At 67.2% G+C, this 15,627-nt stretch carries 16 protein-coding genes; 12 read left to right on the top strand and 4 right to left on the bottom strand.

What is annotated here, in order from left to right; translation table 11 throughout:
• Nucleotide 1: 1 nt before the first annotated feature.
• Nucleotides 2-1,354 carry a coenzyme F420-0:L-glutamate ligase gene (locus tag LMQ14_RS21810; protein ID WP_267731652.1) on the bottom strand — a complete coding sequence of 451 codons (1,353 nt, stop codon included), beginning with the start codon at nucleotides 1,352-1,354 and terminating at the stop codon, nucleotides 2-4.
• Entirely contained in the window at nucleotides 1,351-2,340 is a 990-nt protein-coding gene (gene cofD, locus LMQ14_RS21805) for a 2-phospho-L-lactate transferase (RefSeq protein WP_267731651.1), read from the bottom strand. Before cofD ends, LMQ14_RS21810 begins: the two co-directional genes overlap by 4 nt.
• 320 nt (nucleotides 2,341-2,660) lie before the next feature.
• On the opposite strand from cofD, the gene LMQ14_RS21800 reads away from it, so the two are divergent.
• The gene (locus tag LMQ14_RS21800) at nucleotides 2,661-3,032 is read left to right on the top strand and encodes a WhiB family transcriptional regulator (RefSeq protein WP_324291074.1); all 372 of its coding nucleotides are present in this window, start codon (nucleotides 2,661-2,663) and stop codon (nucleotides 3,030-3,032) included.
• A 10-nt stretch (nucleotides 3,033-3,042) separates the two neighbouring features.
• Here the strand turns inward: LMQ14_RS21800 and LMQ14_RS21795 are convergent, their stop codons facing one another.
• Nucleotides 3,043-3,465: a metallopeptidase family protein gene (locus LMQ14_RS21795; protein ID WP_025737691.1), complete on the bottom strand. Its 423-nt coding sequence runs from the start codon at nucleotides 3,463-3,465 to the stop codon at nucleotides 3,043-3,045.
• A 173-nt stretch (nucleotides 3,466-3,638) separates the two neighbouring features.
• On the opposite strand from LMQ14_RS21795, the gene LMQ14_RS21790 reads away from it, so the two are divergent.
• The 4 genes from LMQ14_RS21790 to manA all read left to right on the top strand — a co-directional run bounded on the left by LMQ14_RS21790 (nucleotide 3,639) and on the right by manA (nucleotide 7,964).
• A complete protein-coding gene (locus tag LMQ14_RS21790; protein ID WP_267731650.1) occupies nucleotides 3,639-4,121 on the top strand; it encodes a DUF3499 domain-containing protein in 483 nt (160 codons plus the stop codon).
• Between the two features lie 101 nt (nucleotides 4,122-4,222).
• Nucleotides 4,223-5,620, top strand: coding sequence for a phosphomannomutase/phosphoglucomutase (locus LMQ14_RS21785; RefSeq protein WP_267731649.1), 1,398 nt, complete (start codon nucleotides 4,223-4,225; stop codon nucleotides 5,618-5,620).
• Nucleotides 5,617-6,729 (top strand): TobH protein, encoded by a 1,113-nt coding sequence (locus LMQ14_RS21780; RefSeq protein WP_267731648.1) that lies wholly within the window; start codon nucleotides 5,617-5,619, stop codon nucleotides 6,727-6,729. The genes LMQ14_RS21785 and LMQ14_RS21780 overlap by 4 nt, the downstream gene beginning before the upstream one ends.
• An 8-nt stretch (nucleotides 6,730-6,737) precedes the next feature.
• Nucleotides 6,738-7,964: a mannose-6-phosphate isomerase, class I gene (gene manA / locus LMQ14_RS21775; protein WP_267731647.1), complete on the top strand. Its 1,227-nt coding sequence runs from the start codon at nucleotides 6,738-6,740 to the stop codon at nucleotides 7,962-7,964.
• Here manA and LMQ14_RS21770 read toward each other — a convergent pair.
• The gene (locus LMQ14_RS21770) at nucleotides 7,942-9,357 is read right to left on the bottom strand and encodes an FAD-dependent oxidoreductase (protein ID WP_267731646.1); all 1,416 of its coding nucleotides are present in this window, start codon (nucleotides 9,355-9,357) and stop codon (nucleotides 7,942-7,944) included. The two genes, manA and LMQ14_RS21770, sit on opposite strands and share 23 nt — an antisense overlap.
• 64 nt (nucleotides 9,358-9,421) lie before the next feature.
• Between LMQ14_RS21770 and LMQ14_RS21765 the strand changes: the two genes are divergently transcribed.
• From LMQ14_RS21765 to LMQ14_RS21735, 7 genes are all read left to right on the top strand, one after another.
• Nucleotides 9,422-10,897: an amino acid permease gene (locus LMQ14_RS21765; protein WP_267731645.1), complete on the top strand. Its 1,476-nt coding sequence runs from the start codon at nucleotides 9,422-9,424 to the stop codon at nucleotides 10,895-10,897.
• A 98-nt stretch (nucleotides 10,898-10,995) separates the two neighbouring features.
• Nucleotides 10,996-12,267, top strand: a complete 1,272-nt coding sequence (locus LMQ14_RS21760) for an alkane 1-monooxygenase (RefSeq protein ID WP_267731644.1) — start codon at nucleotides 10,996-10,998, stop codon at nucleotides 12,265-12,267.
• The gene (locus LMQ14_RS21755; RefSeq protein ID WP_267731643.1) at nucleotides 12,264-12,437 is read left to right on the top strand and encodes a rubredoxin; all 174 of its coding nucleotides are present in this window, start codon (nucleotides 12,264-12,266) and stop codon (nucleotides 12,435-12,437) included. Before LMQ14_RS21760 ends, LMQ14_RS21755 begins: the two co-directional genes overlap by 4 nt.
• The gene (locus tag LMQ14_RS21750; RefSeq protein WP_085220026.1) at nucleotides 12,434-12,616 is read left to right on the top strand and encodes a rubredoxin; all 183 of its coding nucleotides are present in this window, start codon (nucleotides 12,434-12,436) and stop codon (nucleotides 12,614-12,616) included. Before LMQ14_RS21755 ends, LMQ14_RS21750 begins: the two co-directional genes overlap by 4 nt.
• A 27-nt stretch (nucleotides 12,617-12,643) precedes the next feature.
• Nucleotides 12,644-13,291 (top strand): TetR/AcrR family transcriptional regulator, encoded by a 648-nt coding sequence (locus LMQ14_RS21745; RefSeq protein WP_267731642.1) that lies wholly within the window; start codon nucleotides 12,644-12,646, stop codon nucleotides 13,289-13,291.
• A gap of 126 nt (nucleotides 13,292-13,417) precedes the next feature.
• Entirely contained in the window at nucleotides 13,418-14,878 is a 1,461-nt protein-coding gene (gene ahcY / locus LMQ14_RS21740) for an adenosylhomocysteinase (protein WP_267731641.1), read from the top strand.
• 31 nt (nucleotides 14,879-14,909) lie between these two features.
• Nucleotides 14,910-15,542: a dTMP kinase gene (locus tag LMQ14_RS21735; RefSeq protein ID WP_267731640.1), complete on the top strand. Its 633-nt coding sequence runs from the start codon at nucleotides 14,910-14,912 to the stop codon at nucleotides 15,540-15,542.
• Nucleotides 15,543-15,627 lie beyond the last annotated feature (85 nt).

Here is a 15,627-nt window from a genome sequence, read left to right as displayed (position 1 = left end):
ATCACTTGCGGATCAGCAGATCTCCGGGATTCACGGGGTCGCGCAACCCATCCGGCTGCACGGCGTAACCGATCGCGATGCCGCCCAACGGCTCCCAATCGTCCGGCAGCTCCAGTTCGGCGCGGACCAAATCGGCGGCAAAGATCGTCGAGCCGATCCAGCAGCTGCCCACCCCGCGAACGGCCAGCGCCACCAACAAAGCCTGCACGGCCGCGCCGACCGCGACGGTGAACATGGTGTGCTCGGCGTCGGTGCGCTCGGCGTCGGAATAGGTGTGTGCGCCGTCGGGCACCAGCATCGGGATGACGACCTCGGGTGCGTCGTAGAGGATCTGGCCGCGTGCCACTCGGCGATCGATCGCGTCGGCCGGCTTGCCGTCACCGGCCAGGTCGGTACGCCACTTGTCCTTCATCCGATCGAGCAGTCGCGTCCGGGTGGCCGCGGTGCGCAGCCACACGAACCGCACCGGGCGGGTGTGGTGCGGGGCCGGTGCGGTCAGCGCCTCGGCGACGGCCGCCTCGATCAGCTCCGGTGCCACCGGCTCGGCGCTGAACCGGCGCACCGACCGGCGCAGCAGCTGGGCCTGTCCGCGTCCCATCTCGATGGCTTCGGCGGTGCCGAGCCAGAACAGATCTTCGGGGCCGGGCCGTAGCAGCTGCCGGGCCGTCGTGCCGTCGTCGACGACGGTGAGCCCGCGCACGACGGCCACCGGCATCGCGGTCAGCTTGCCCTTGACCAGATCGGCCGCGGCGGCCACTTCGTCGGCCACGGCGATCTCGGTGACCACCAGCTCGTTGCCGTGCTCATCGACCGCGCCCGAATAACCGTGCAGCACAGCCAGACCCGCCGCCCCGATCGCGGCGTCGATCTGGCCGTTGCGCCAGGCCCGGCCCATGGTGTCGGTGATCACCACCGCGACGTCGACGCCGAGCTTCTCGCGCAGTGCGGCGCGCAGCGCCGCGGCACTGCCGTCGGGGTCGACCGGCAGCAGCGCGAGTTCGCTTCGCCCGACGTTGGATCCGTCGACCCCGGCGGCGGCCTGCACGAGCCCAAGCCGGTTCTCGGTGATCAGCGTGCGGCCCTTGCGGGCCAGCACCCGCACCGCCTCGTCGTCGACCAGTTTGCGCCGGAGTTCGTCGCGCTCCTCGGGGTCCTCGGGCGCCGCCACCAGTCGGCCCTCGCACTTGGATACCACCTTGCTGGTGACCACCACGACGTCGCCGTCGCGCAGCCAGGGCGCGGCGGCAGCGACGGCCGCACCGAGATCGTCGCCGGGGCGGAACTCGGGAAGCCCGGTCACGGGCAGGATCTCGACCGTCGCGGCGGTGCCGTGTTCTTTCGGCGAACGGGTCACGGCGCCACGCCCGCAATGTCCAGTCCGGCTTGCACCATGTCGGCCGTCGCCTTCGGGTCGCTCATCAACAGCGGCACCGAGCGCACCGCGACGCCTTCGATCTCCGCGTGGTCGCCCTCGTGCACCAGCCAGCAATCCAGTATCCCGGTGGTCGCGCGCGCGCCGTAGTGCTTGCCGACCGCTTCCGCGCTGGACTCCACCCCGATCACCTCCAGGCAGGCATCGGCCATGCCGCGCAACGGCTTTCCACCGATGATCGGGGAGTAGCCGACGATCGGCGCGGCGGCCGCCCGCAGCGCGCCGCGAATACCCGGGACCGCCAGGATCGCCCCGACGCTCACCACCGGATTGGACGGCGCCAGCAAGATGACGTCGGCATTGCCGATGGCATCGACGGCTTCAGTTGTGGCGCTGGCCGTTTCAGCGCCGACGAACGCGAAGCTATGCGTTGTCACCTTGGCGCGGTAGCGCACCCACCATTCCTGGAAGTGGATCGCGCGCCGGCTGTCGTCGGCCGGATCGGTGATCACCACATGGGTTTCGCACCGGTCGTCACTCGCGGGCAGCAGCTGTGCGCCCGGCCGCCAGCGGTCGCACAACGCCGTGGTGATCGCCGACAGCGGATACCCGGCGTTGAGCATCTGGGTGCGCACCAGGTGGGTCCCCAGATCCCGGTCGCCGAGTTGGAACCAATCCGGCTGCATGCCGTAGCGCGCCAATTCCTCTTTGGCGTGCCAGGTTTCGTCGCGATGTCCCCACCCGCGCTCCGGGTCTACGCCTCCACCTAAGGTATACATGCAGGTGTCCAAATCCGGACAAACCCGAACCCCATGGATCCAGGCATCGTCGCCAATGTTGACGACGGCGGTCAGCTCGTGCTCGGTTGGTTGTCCCTCGGCGCCGAACTGACCCAGACCGAGTAGCCGTTGGACGCCCAGCAGGAACCGGGCGCCGCCGACCCCGCCGACCAGAACGGTGACCTTCACATCGGACGACAGTACCGGCCCGGCGGAGGTCTGAATTCCATGGCCACAACGACGAGTTGGGAGCCTTTGTGATGGACACGCCGAAAGGGCGAAATAACAGAAACGCCGGAAATAGGTCACGAGATGGTATGGAAATACGCCGAAACGCTTGACCAGGCAGGTCAACCCGTGTCTAATCACATCAGTGTCATTTCCCGGTTGGCCGGCCGGTTCCGGTGTCGCAGACCGAGATTCGATCACTTGTTCGAATTTGTCTGTTACATCAGAACAGCGGGAAACAACCACTCTCTCAAAGACCAAGCTGAGGAGGCGTACGACGCATGTCTTACGAGCACCTACGGGGCGTCATGCCAAGCACTGAGCGCGCCATGATCAGCTCCGCGCCGGCGCCACTTATCAGGCCCCACTTGACCGTGGTCCCTGACGCGCCAATCCCATTCGAGCCCGAGCCGTTGCCGGAGCCCGAACTCACTCCGGACCAATGGCAGGACCGCGCGCTGTGCGCGCAGACCGACCCCGAGGCCTTCTTCCCGGAGAAGGGCGGGTCCACCCGCGAGGCCAAGAAGATCTGCCTGGGTTGCGAGGTCCGTCATGAGTGCCTGGAGTACGCCCTGGCGCATGACGAGCGCTTCGGCATCTGGGGCGGCCTCTCCGAGCGCGAGCGCCGCCGCCTCAAGCGCGGCATCATCTGAGCCGACGAATCTATTCGTCGTCGATCGTCGGGTCGATGACCGTGGGTTCGACGTCGAGGTAGATGGCCACCTGAGCCACCAGGATCTCGTGCAATAACTCGCCAAGTTCGACGGTGTCTTTGGCGCGCCGTTCGATGGGCTTGCGGAACAAGACAATTCGCGCCCGCGTCGAGTTTCCCCGGACGTCCACCCCGGCGGGGATCAGGCGGGCCAGCGCGATCGGTCCGTCGGCGACGACCTCGGGCGGCCACTGCACGCTGTCCGGATCCTTGGCGGCGATGCGGGGAATTTCATCGACAGCGACGTCGAGTTCCGACACTCGTGATTGCCAGCGTCGCTCGATCGGTTCGTAGGCCTCCAGCACCGCCATGTCGAATCGTTCGGCCCGGCTGCGCCATCCCGGCACCGTCGGCGGCAGCAAAGGACCGCGCATATCGCGGCCGCGCCGAGTTGCCCGGTGCCCAGGCGTTCGGCCCGACGGCCGCCCGTTGCGCGGGAAACTGCGCGAATCACCCACGCGCCGATGGTAACGGTTGGACATCGTGGGCCGAACGGTTGCGCGTGTCCGGCGCTTCGGCGGCGTTTCCGCACGATAGCCTTTCCGACGTGAACGTTCCCCGTCGCTGCTGCCGGCCTGGGTGCCCGCATTACGCCGTGGCGACCTTGACGTTCGTCTACTCGGACTCGACGGCAGTTGTAGGCCCGCTCGCGACCGCGCGCGAACCGCATTCGTGGGACTTGTGCGTCGGCCACGCCGGCCGGATCACCGCGCCCCGCGGATGGGAACTGGTGCGCCACGCCGGACCGCTCAATTCTGAGCCTGCCAATCCCGATGAAGACGACCTGGTCGCGCTTGCCGACGCCGTGCGTGAACGCGGTTCCGCGGAGGCGGCCGTACCGTACGCGGGCGGCACCGGCATGCCGTTGAACGGATTTCCCCCGCAAGCGGGAGGTGCCCCCACCTCTCCGCATCTGCACCACACCGGAGCCCAGGCCACCGCGCCCAGCAGTCATCTGCTCGCGCCGTCGGAAAAACGTTCGGGTCGCCGCCGCGGGCATCTGCGGGTGTTGCCCGATCCGTCCGACTAGCGCAGCGGGGTTTCTTCCAAACCGTTTGGAACCGTAACTTCTGCGGGCCGATAGGCTGACGCCAAGAGGCGAATCAATCCATGGCGTCAAGGAGGCCCCGCATGTCTCGGCCCGCCGCGACTGTCCACCGTGTCATCAAGGCTTATGACATCCGTGGGCTGGTCGGCGCAGAAATCGACGAGTCGCTGGTCGCCGACATCGGGGCCGCGTTCGCCGCGTTGATGCGTGCCGAGGGCGCGCAACGCGTGGCGATCGGACACGACATGCGCGACAGTTCGCCGTCACTGGCCGCTGCCTTTGCGGCCGGGGTGACCAACCAGGGCCTGGACGTGGTGCGGATCGGCTTGGCGTCGACCGACCAGCTGTATTTCGCCTCGGGGATCCTCGATTGTCCCGGCGCGATGTTCACCGCGAGTCACAACCCCGCCGCCTACAACGGCATCAAGCTCTGCCGGGCCGGTGCGAAACCGGTCGGTGCGGACACCGGGCTGAAGCTGATCACCGAAGATCTGATCGCCGGGGTCAAGAAGTTCGACGGCCGGCCGGGGACCACCACCGATCGCGATGTGCTTTCCGAGTACGGCGAGTTCCTGCGGTCGCTGGTCCAGACCTCGGGATTGCGACCGCTGCGGGTGGCGGTGGACGCCGGCAACGGCATGGCCGGCCACACGGCACCGGCCGTGCTCGGCACGATCGAGTCGATCACGTTGTTGCCGTTGTACTTCGAGCTTGACGGGTCGTTTCCCAATCACGAGGCCAACCCGCTCGACGCGGCCAACCTGCTGGATTTGCAGTTCTACGTCCGCGAAACCGGTGCTGACATCGGACTGGCCTTCGACGGCGACGCCGACCGGTGCTTCGTGGTCGACGAGCGCGGGATGCCGGTCTCTCCGTCGACGGTGACGAGCCTGGTGGCCGCGCGTGAGCTCGGCCGGGAAATCGGCGCCACCGTCATCCACAACCTGATCACGTCTCGCGCGGTGCCCGAACTGGTCACCGAGCGCGGTGGCACACCGCTGCGTTCGCGCGTCGGACACTCCTATATCAAGGCGCTGATGGCCGAAACCGGCGCGATCTTCGGCGGCGAGCATTCGGCACACTATTACTTCCGCGACTTCTGGGGCGCCGACTCGGGAATGCTGGCCGCGCTGCACGTCCTGGCCGCCCTCGGCGAGCAGGACCGGCCGCTGTCGGAGCTGACCGCGGACTATCAGCGCTACGAGTCCTCCGGCGAGATAAATTTCACGGTGGCCGACGCCGCACAGTGCGTGGACGCCGTGTTGAAGTCGTTCGGCAGCCGGATCCACTCCATCGATCACCTGGACGGGGTGACGGTGGATTTGGGCGACGGCAGCTGGTTCAACTTGCGCACCTCCAACACCGAGCCGTTGCTGCGGCTCAATGCGGAGGGCCGTAGCACCGAGGACGTCGACGCGATGATTGCCGAGATCAGCGCCGGGATCGCCGGCCAGGTGCAGCGCAACGAGGGCGTGCCGTGAACGACACCCGGGCGATCGATCTCGAAGACACCGACGGCCTGATCGCCGCCGACCGGCAGGGCCTGTTGCGGTCCGCCTCGTCGGCCGGTGCTCAGGTGCGCGCGATCGCCGCCGCGGCCGACGAAGGTGAGTTGGACTCGCTGCGCACCGGCGACCGTCCGCGCAGCGTGATCTGGGTGGCCGGCCCGGGGACCGCCGAGACGGCCGGGACGATGCTGGCCGCGACGCAGGGCGGCGCGGCGTCGGCGCCGATCGCGATCCTCAGCGAGGCCCCGCCGTGGGTGGGTCCGCTCGATGTCCTGGTCGTCGCGGGCGACGACCCCGGCGATCCGGCCCTCGTCGGTGCCGCCGCGACCGGGGTGCGTCGCGGCGCGCGGGTGGTCGTCATCGCGCCGTACGAAGGTCCGCTGCGCGATTCCACGGCCGGCCGCGCCGCGGTGTTGGCACCGCGGTTGTGGGTTCCCGACGAGTTCGGATTGTGCCGGTATCTGGCCGCCGGCTTGGCCACGCTGCAAACGGTGGACCCGCGACTGGACATCGATGTGCCGGCGCTCGCCGACGAGCTGGATGCCGAGGCGCTGCGCAACAGCGCCGGGCGCGAGCTGTTCACCAACCCGGCCAAGACCATTGCCTCGCGCCTGTCCGATCACCGGGTCGCGCTGGCCGGTGACGGTGCGGCCACGCTGGCGCTGGCCCGGCACGGCAGTTCGGCCCTGTTGCGGATCGCGCACCAGGTCGTCGCGGCGACCGGGCTGTCGGATGCGGTGGTGGCGTTGCGGGAGCCCGCCGAGTTCGGCGCGGGCCCGTCGTCGGTGGATGCGTTGTTCCACGACGAGGAGATCGACGGACCGTTGCCGCAGCGATTGCGGGTGCTGGCGCTGACCCTGTCCGGCGACCGGACGGTGGCGGCCGCGCGGGTTGCCGGGCTCGACGACGTCTACCTGATCGCGGCCCAGGACGTGCCCGATGTGTCCGACACCGTGGACGGCGTAGCCGGACCTGCGGGTCCGCGCGAGCCAGCCGGTGCCGGGCGTGCCGAGCAGCAACTGGCAGTATTGGCCGTTCGGCTGCAGATGGCCGCCGTTTACTTGCGACTGGTGCGGGGATAGATAGACAAGTGGAAGTACTTCGCGGTGCTGTACGCACGTACGCATGGGGGTCGCGTACGGCCATCGCCGAATTCACCGGGCGTCCGTCGCCCGCGGCTCACCCCGAGGCCGAGCTGTGGTTCGGCGCGCATCCGGGCGACCCGGCCTTCCTGGAAACCGACAAGGGTGAAGTCTCCTTGCTGCAGGCGGTGACCGCCGATCCGGAGGGACAGCTCGGCTCGGCGTCGCGCGACCGGTTCGGTGACGTGCTGCCGTTCTTGGTTAAGGTGCTCGCCGCCGACGAACCGCTGTCGCTGCAGGCGCATCCCAGTGCCGAACAGGCGATCGAGGGTTACCTGCGCGAGGAAAAGTTGGGCATTCCGGTGTCCTCGCCGGTCCGCAATTACCGCGACACGTCGCACAAGCCAGAATTGTTGGTGGCGCTGCACTCGTTCGAGGCGCTCGCCGGATTTCGTCAGGCTTCCCGCACCATCGAGCTGCTGCGGGCGTTGGCCGTCACCGACCTCGACCCCTACATCGAACTGCTGAACGACCAGTCCGACGCCGACGGTCTGCGTGCGCTGTTCACTACCTGGATCACCGCACCGCAGCCCGACATCGATGTGCTGGTGTCCGCGGTGATCGACGGCGCGATTCAGTACGTCAGTTCCGGCGCAACGGAATTCGAGGCCGAAGCCAAGACCGTGCTGGAACTCGGCGAACGCTACCCCGGCGACGCGGGGGTGCTGGCGTCGTTGTTGCTCAACCGGATCAGCCTGGCCGCGGGCGAGGCGCTTTACATTCCGGCCGGAAACCTGCACACCTATCTGCGCGGTTTCGCGATCGAGGTTATGGCCAACTCCGACAACGTGTTACGCGGCGGTCTGACCCCCAAGCACGTCGACGTGCCTGAGTTGTTGCGGGTGCTGGACTTCACGCCCACGGCCGAGGCGCAGCTGCGGCCACACGTCCACCGCGAGGGGCTTGGGCTGAGCTACGACACCCCGGCCGACGAGTTCGCGGTCGCACTGCTGACCCTCGAGGGCGAGCATCTGGGCCACGAGGTCGACGCGTCACCAAGCCACGACGGCCCCCAGATCTTGTTGTGCGCAGAGGGTTCCGCGGTCGTGCACGGGAAATCCGGGTCACTCACGCTGGAGCGCGGGATGGCCGCCTGGGTCGCGGCCGACGACGGCCCGGTGGGACTGGTCGCGCACCAGCCCGCCAAATTGTTCAGGGCGACTGTAGGTTTGTGACGGCCCGCCGGTTGGCGGGCTGTCGTGCCTCGCGGCGCTCACGGCGCCACAGCCGCAGGTTTTGCGCGATGGCCCGGCCGATGATCCGCGGCGGCGGAACCATATAGAGGCTGTCGAGCAGTGAGAAGCGGCGCAAAAACCATTCGGCGAGAACGGGTTCGGTTTCGGCAGCCCCGAGGAATTGGTCGAACAGCGCTCCCGACGGCCGCCACCACCAGGGGATCGGCTCGTCGGTGCCGGCGTGGTGAAAAGCCACGTCGCCGATCGCGTTCATCGTCCAGACAGGCCAGGTGGTCTTGGCGGTCGCCCGACTGAGTTCGCCGGCCAGGTCGCCGTCCGCGCATCGCAATGCGCGGCGCAGATGACCGGCCTGCAGCGACGTCATCGTCATGCCCTGTCCGAAGGTGGGATTGAAGCTGGCCACGGCGTCACCGATGGGGATGATTCCGGCCGGGAAGCGGTCCAGCTTGTCGTAGCGGCGCCATCTGCTGGCCGGAAAGGCGTGAAATGCCGGCGCGCCAATGGGTTTGGCCTGCGTCAGCGCCTCGGTGAAGTGCGCCGGGAGCAGCTCGATGGCCAGCGCGAGCATTTCCGGGAACGTCGTCGGCGGCTTCGTGCCGGCCACGCCGAAGGTGGTCAGCACCCAGGTGCCGTCCTCGTAGCACAGCATGCCCATCCCCAGCGACTGGTCGTGGGAGGCGCCGGCCACCACCACCTTTTCCACGATCAATCCCTCCGGGATGCGGAACTGGTGGCTGGCGTAGTTGATTCCGATGTCCAGGGTTTGCTCGGTGGGACGCCGATATCCCCACTGCGTCAACCACGCCGGCAGCCGAGTGCCCCGACCGGCCGCGTCGACGACGAGGTCGGCGGGAACGAATTCCGGCTCGCCGCCGTCGACGGGGTCCAGTAGCACTCCGGTCACCCGCTGCCGGGCCGGGTCGAACCGGGGTTCGGCGACGGATCGCCGCAGGATCGCGACGTTGTCGATGTCGCGGACGCGGGTGCGCAACTGCCACTCCAGATGCGGGCGGCTGGGCACGTACGCGGTGAACTCGTCACGCAGCGTTTGGCCCGTCCCGAGGACATGGCCCGCGGCGCCCAAGTGGATACAGTCCGGCCGGTTTTCCAGCATGGGCACACCGGCGGCGGCCATGTCCTTGAGCAGGCCGGGGAACAGGGAGTCGAATTCGTTGGCCCCGCGCGCCATCAGCAAATGCAGATGCCGGTCCTGTGGAATCGTCGCGCGGTTTGCCGGGGTGTTCGGCAGTTCGTCCCGCTCATAGACGCTGACCTGGGAATAACAGTCCGCGAGCACCCGCGCGGCACACAAACCCGCGATGCTCGCGCCGATCACGACGGCGTGTTTTCGGGTGTCTGCGCTTTCCGGCATCCCGGGGGAGTACCCAGTACTGTGCGGTCCAATGGCTTTCTGACGGTTTACGGGAGGGCGGCATATGGCCAGCCGATGGCGCACCAAGTCAGTCGAACAGTCCATCGAAGACACCGACGAGCCAGACACCCGGTTGCGCAAGGTCCTCACCTGGTGGGACCTGACGGTGTTCGGGGTGGCCGTGGTGATCGGCGCCGGCATCTTCACGGTCACCGCATCGACTGCCGGCGATATCACCGGCCCGGCGATCTGGATTTCGTTCGTGATCGCCGCGGTCACCTGCGCGCTGGCCGCGCTGTGCTACGCCGAATTCGCCTCGACTCTGCCCGTCGCGGGCAGCGCGTACACCTTCTCCTATGCCACGTTCGGTGAGTTCCTGGCCTGGATCATCGGCTGGAATCTGTTGCTGGAATTGGCAATCGGTGCCGCCGTGGTGTCCAAAGGCTGGTCCAGCTATCTGGGTACGGTGTTCGGATTCGCCGGCGGCACAGTCCAATTGGGCTCGGTCGACCTCGACTGGGGTGCGCTGCTGATCGTCTTTCTGGTGGCGACGCTGGTCGCCGTGGGCACCAAGGTGTCGTCGCGGATTTCCGCGGTGATCACCGCGATCAAGGTGTCGGTGGTGATCTTCGTCGTGGTGGTCGGCATCTTCTACATCAAGGGATCCAACTACTCGCCGTTCATCCCCAAGCCGGAAGCCGGCCAAGAGGCCAGCGGCATCAACCAGTCGGTGCTGTCGCTGCTGACCGGGGCGCACAGCAGCCACTACGGCTGGTACGGCGTGCTGGCCGGCGCATCGATCGTGTTCTTCGCGTTCATCGGCTTCGACATCGTCGCCACGATGGCCGAGGAGACCAAACGGCCCCAGCGTGACGTGCCCCGCGGGATTCTGACGTCGCTGGCGGTCGTGACCGTCCTTTACATCGCGGTCTCCGTCGTGTTGTCGGGCATGGTGTCCTACACCCAGCTCAAGACCATGCCCGGCGGCAAGCCGGCCAACCTGGCCACCGCGTTCACCGCGAACGGGATCCAATGGGCGAGCGAGATCATCGCCATCGGGGCGCTGGCCGGGCTGACCACCGTGGTGATGGTGTTGGTGCTCGGGGGGTGCCGGGTGCTGTTCGCGATGGCGCGCGATGGGTTGTTGCCGCGGTCGTTGGCCAAGACCAGCTCACGCGGGACGCCGGTCCGGATCACGGTGCTGGTCGCGCTGGTGATCGCGGCGACGGCGTCGGTGTTCCCGATCAGCAAGCTCGAGGAGATGGTCAACGTCGGAACGCTGTTCGCGTTCGTCCTGGTATCGGCCGGGGTCATCGTCTTGCGCCGCACCCGGCCGGACCTGGAGCGTGGCTTCCGGGCGCCGTGGGTGCCGGTGCTTCCGATCGCGTCGATCTGCGCGTGTGTCTGGCTGATGGTGAACCTCACCGCGCTGACCTGGGTCCGGTTCGGCGTGTGGCTGGTGGTGGGGACCGCGATTTATCTCGGCTACGGATACCGCCACTCTCTGCAGGGCCGCCGGCAGGTCGAGCAGAAGACGTAGCGCTACTTTACAAAATAGCGTCCTTTGTCTAGACAGAGGACGCAGATGGCGGTATTGTCCAATCTCAACGTGGTGTGACTCACAAGGAGGTTTGGCATATGACCACTCAGATCCAGGTGGCCCAACAAGAGCCGCAACAGCTCGGTGCAACCGAATGGCGCGACAGGAAGCGCTACCTATGGCTGATGGGCCTGATCCCGCCGACGGCATTGTTCGTGATGCTGCCGATCGTCTGGGGGTTGAATCAGTTCGGCTGGCATGGCGCCGCCCAGGCCCCGCTGTGGATCGGGCCGATCCTGCTGTACATCCTGCTGCCGATCCTGGACCTGCGATTCGGGCCCGACGGTCAGAATCCGCCCGACGAGGTGATGGAGCGGCTGGAGAACGACAAGTACTACCGCTACTGCACCTACATCTACATCCCGTTCCAGTACCTGAGCGTGGTCATGGGTGCCTACCTGTTCACCGCTTCGGACCTGGGATGGCTGGGCTTTGACGGCGGCCTGAGCTGGGTCGGCAAGATCGGCGTCGCGCTCTCCGTCGGGGTGCTCGGCGGCGTCGGCATCAACACCGCGCACGAGATGGGGCACAAGAAGGACTCGCTGGAGCGCTGGCTGTCCAAGATCACCCTGGCGCAGACCGCCTACGGCCACTTCTACATCGAGCACAACCGCGGTCACCACGTGCGCGTCTCCACCCCCGAGGACCCGGCGTCGGCCCGTTTCGGCGAGACCTTCTGGGAGTTCTTGCCCCGCAGCGTGTTCGGCAGCCTGCGCTCGTCCGTTCGTCTCGAGGCGCAGCGGATCCGCCGGCTCGGCAAGAGTCCGTGGGACCCCAGGACGTATGCGTCCAACGACGTGCTCAACGCCTGGGCCATGTCGGCCGTGCTGTTCGGCGCGCTGATCGCGGTCTTCGGCGTCGGCGTGATTCCGTTCATCGTCATCCAGGCGGTCTTCGGCTTCTCACTGCTGGAAACCGTCAACTACCTCGAGCACTACGGCCTACTGCGGCAGAAGAATGCCAACGGCCGCTACGAGCGTTGTGCCCCGGTGCACAGCTGGAACTCCGACCACATCGTCACCAACCTGTTCCTCTACCACCTGCAGCGGCACAGCGATCACCACGCCAACCCCACCCGGCGCTACCAGACGCTGCGCAGCATGGAGGGCTCGCCCAACCTGCCCAGTGGGTACGCGTCGATGATCGCGCTGACCTACCTCCCGCCGGTCTGGCGCAAGGTGATGGACCACCGGGTGCTGGCGCACTACGACGGCGACATCACCCGGGTCAACCTGCAGCCGCGGCTGCGAGAGAAGCTGCTCGCGAAGTACGGGGCCTCCGAAAAGGCTTCCGAAAAGGCCTCGGCATGACCGCCTACCGCTGCCCCGGCTGCGACTACATCTACGACGAAACGAAAGGTGCTCCGCGGGAGGGCTTTCCCGCGGGCACGCCGTTCAGTGACATCCCCGACGACTGGTGCTGCCCCGATTGTGCGGTGCTCGAGAAGGCCGATTTCGAAACGATGGGAGTGACCCGATGACTGACTACAAGCTTTTTATCTGCGTGCAGTGCGGATTCGAGTACGACGAGGCCAAGGGTTGGCCCGAGGACGGCATCGCCCCCGGCACCCGGTGGGACGAGATTCCCGACGACTGGAGCTGCCCGGATTGCGGCGCGGCGAAGTCCGACTTCGAGATGGTGGAGGTAGCGCGGCCGTAGCCGCCAGCGACGATGCAGAACGACGTGATGAGGAGGAGCGGCGCAGTGATAGCAGCTATTGTCGCGCCTGTGAAGCGGATTCCCTACGCCGAGGCGTCGCGAGATCTGCTGCGCAACTCGGTGCTGGACGCGATGCGCGACTTGCTGCTGACGCGGGACTGGTCCGCCATCACGCTTTCGGACGTGGCCCGGGCCGCCGGCATCAGCCGGCAGACGATCTACAACGAGTTCGGCTCCCGGCAAGGTCTGGCGCAGGGATACGCCCTGCGCCTGGCCGATCGGCTGGTGGACGCCATCCACGCCGCATTGGACGCCAATGTCGGCAACTTCTTCGAAGCCTTCCTGGCGGGCTTCCGGTCCTTCTTCGCCGAGTCGGCGGCGGACCCACTGGTGATCTCGCTGCTCAGCGGTGTCGCCAAGCCGGATCTGCTGCAGCTCATCACCACGGACAGTGCGCCGATCATCACCCGCGCTTCGGCCCGGCTGAGCTCGGCATTGACCAGCACGTGGGTGGCGACCAGCGACGAGGACGCCGGCGTGCTGGCGCGCGCCATCGTGCGGTTGGCCTTGAGTTACGTGTCGATGCCGCCGGAGGCCGACCACGACGTGGCGCGCGATCTCGCGCGGTTGATGACGCCTTTTGCCGAGCGTCACGGCGTCATCAACGTCCCCTGACGTCCCCTGACCTGGCGGGCTTTCGACCGCCGACTACAGTGGCGGAAGAGCGTACCCAAGCTAACGAAAGCCACGTAGTCCGCTCATACCCTTGAGCCCCTGAGCCGCAGAAGGAACAGACACGCCATGACCTCGCTGACGCCCGACGTTCGTAACGGCATCGACTTCAAGATCGCAGATCTGTCGCTTGCTGAGTTCGGCCGCAAAGAGCTGGACCTGGCCGAGTACGAGATGCCCGGCCTGATGGAGTTGCGTCGCGAGTACGCCGAGGTGCAACCGCTGAAGGGCGCCCGGATCTCGGGCTCGCTGCACATGACCGTGCAGACCGCGGTACTGATCGAGACGCTGACCTCGCTGGGCGCCGAAGTGCGCTGGGCCTCGTGCAACATCTTCTCGACGCAGGACCACGCGGCGGCCGCGGTCGTCGTCGGCCCGCACGGCACGGCGGAGGAGCCCAAGGGCGTCCCGGTGTTCGCCTGGAAGGGCGAGACGCTCGAGGAGTACTGGTGGGCCGCCGAGCAGATGCTGACCTGGCCCGGCGAGCCGGCCAACATGATCCTCGACGACGGTGGTGACGCCACCATGCTGGTGCTGCGCGGCGCGCAGTACGAAAAGGCCGGTGTGGTGCCGCCCGCCGAGGAGGACGACTCCGCGGAGTGGAAGGTCTTCCTGAACCTGCTGCGCACCCGGTTCGAGACCGACAAGGACAAGTGGACGAAGATCTCCGAGTCGGTCAAGGGCGTGACCGAGGAGACCACCACCGGCGTGCTGCGCCTGTACCAGTTCGCCGCGGCCGGCGACCTGGCCTTCCCGGCGATCAACGTCAACGACTCGGTCACCAAGAGCAAGTTCGACAACAAGTACGGCACCCGGCACTCGCTGATCGACGGCATCAACCGCGGCACCGACGCGCTGATCGGCGGCAAGAAGGTGCTGATCTGCGGCTACGGGGACGTCGGCAAGGGCTGCGCGGAGGCAGTGAAGGGCCAGGGGGCCCGGGTCGTCGTCACCGAGATCGACCCGATCAACGCGCTGCAGGCGCTGATGGAGGGCTTCGACGTGGTGACGGTCGAGCAGGCCATCGCCGACGCCGACATCGTCGTGACCTCGACCGGCAACAAGGACATCATCTCGCTCGAGCACATGAAGGCGATGAAGGACCACGCCATCCTGGGCAACATCGGCCACTTCGACAACGAGATCGACATGGCGGCGCTGGAGCGTTCGGGGGCCACGAAGCTGAACATCAAGCCGCAGGTCGACCTGTGGACCTTCGGCGACAGCGGCAAGTCGATCATCGTGCTGTCCGAGGGCCGGCTGCTGAACCTGGGTAACGCCACCGGGCACCCGTCGTTCGTGATGAGCAACAGCTTCGCCAACCAGACGATCGCCCAGATCGAGTTGTGGACCAAGAACGACGAGTACGACAACGAGGTGTACCGGCTGCCCAAGCACCTCGACGAGAAGGTGGCCCGCATCCACGTCCAGGCGCTCGGCGGCACGCTCACCAAGCTGACCAAGGAGCAGGCCGAATACCTCGGCATCGACGTCGAAGGCCCGTACAAGCCGGACCACTACCGCTACTGATCCGCGACCGCGGGCTCGGTAGGCTCGCGCCGTGCTGATCGCGATCGAGGGCGTCGACGGCTCCGGCAAGCGGACGCTGACCGACGGGCTGCGCTCGGCCTTTGAGGCCGCCGGCAAGTCGGTGGCGACGATGGCCTTCCCGCGCTATGGGCAGTCGGTGACCGCGGATATCGCCGCCGAGGCGCTGCACGGCGAGCACGGCGACCTCGCCTCGTCGGTGTACGCGATGGCAACGCTCTTCGCGCTCGACCGCGCCGGTGCGGTCGACGACATCCGTGCCTTGAGCCGCGACCACGACGTGCTGATTCTCGATCGCTACGTCGCCTCCAACGCCGCCTACAGCGCCGCGCGCCTGCACCAGGACGCGGCCGGAGACGCGGCCGCATGGGTACACGAGCTGGAATTCCGGCGGCTCGGGCTGCCCGCCCCGGATTGTCAGGTGCTGCTCGGGGTATCCGCCGAGCTCGCCGGCGAGCGGGCCAGGCGCCGGGCCGAGTCCGATCCGGGCCGGCCACGCGACAGCTATGAACGCGACGACGGGCTGCAGCAGCGCACCCGTGCGGTGTACGCCGGCCTGGCCGACGCGGGCTGGGGAGGGCGATGGCTGGTGGTCGACGCGGACGTCGATCCGGGGCGCTTGGCGGCCAGTTTGGCCTTGGAATAAGCCCCGAAATGGCCGCGAATAGCACAAATTTGTCACGATTTGCCCTTATCCAAGAAGAAACGCCCGTGTGGCGCCCGAGTTTTGT

Source organism: Mycobacterium sp. Aquia_213, from assembly GCF_026625985.1.
In the GTDB taxonomy this organism is placed as follows: domain Bacteria; phylum Actinomycetota; class Actinomycetes; order Mycobacteriales; family Mycobacteriaceae; genus Mycobacterium.
Note: the sequence above shows the minus strand (reverse complement) of the source record. Positions and strands in the feature narration are given on the sequence as shown.

Coding starts and splice junctions, on each gene's coding strand:
- LMQ14_RS21800 (WP_324291074.1), top strand. CDS start 2,661: ATGTCTTACGAGCACCTACGGGGCGTCATGCCAAGCACTGAGCGCGCC.
- LMQ14_RS21795 (WP_025737691.1), bottom strand. CDS start 3,465: ATGCGCGGTCCTTTGCTGCCGCCGACGGTGCCGGGATGGCGCAGCCGG.
- LMQ14_RS21785 (WP_267731649.1), top strand. CDS start 4,223: ATGTCTCGGCCCGCCGCGACTGTCCACCGTGTCATCAAGGCTTATGAC.
- LMQ14_RS21770 (WP_267731646.1), bottom strand. CDS start 9,357: ATGCCGGAAAGCGCAGACACCCGAAAACACGCCGTCGTGATCGGCGCG.
- LMQ14_RS21765 (WP_267731645.1), top strand. CDS start 9,422: ATGGCCAGCCGATGGCGCACCAAGTCAGTCGAACAGTCCATCGAAGAC.
- LMQ14_RS21760 (WP_267731644.1), top strand. CDS start 10,996: ATGACCACTCAGATCCAGGTGGCCCAACAAGAGCCGCAACAGCTCGGT.
- LMQ14_RS21755 (WP_267731643.1), top strand. CDS start 12,264: ATGACCGCCTACCGCTGCCCCGGCTGCGACTACATCTACGACGAAACG.
- LMQ14_RS21750 (WP_085220026.1), top strand. CDS start 12,434: ATGACTGACTACAAGCTTTTTATCTGCGTGCAGTGCGGATTCGAGTAC.
- LMQ14_RS21745 (WP_267731642.1), top strand. CDS start 12,644: ATGAGGAGGAGCGGCGCAGTGATAGCAGCTATTGTCGCGCCTGTGAAG.
- ahcY (WP_267731641.1), top strand. CDS start 13,418: ATGACCTCGCTGACGCCCGACGTTCGTAACGGCATCGACTTCAAGATC.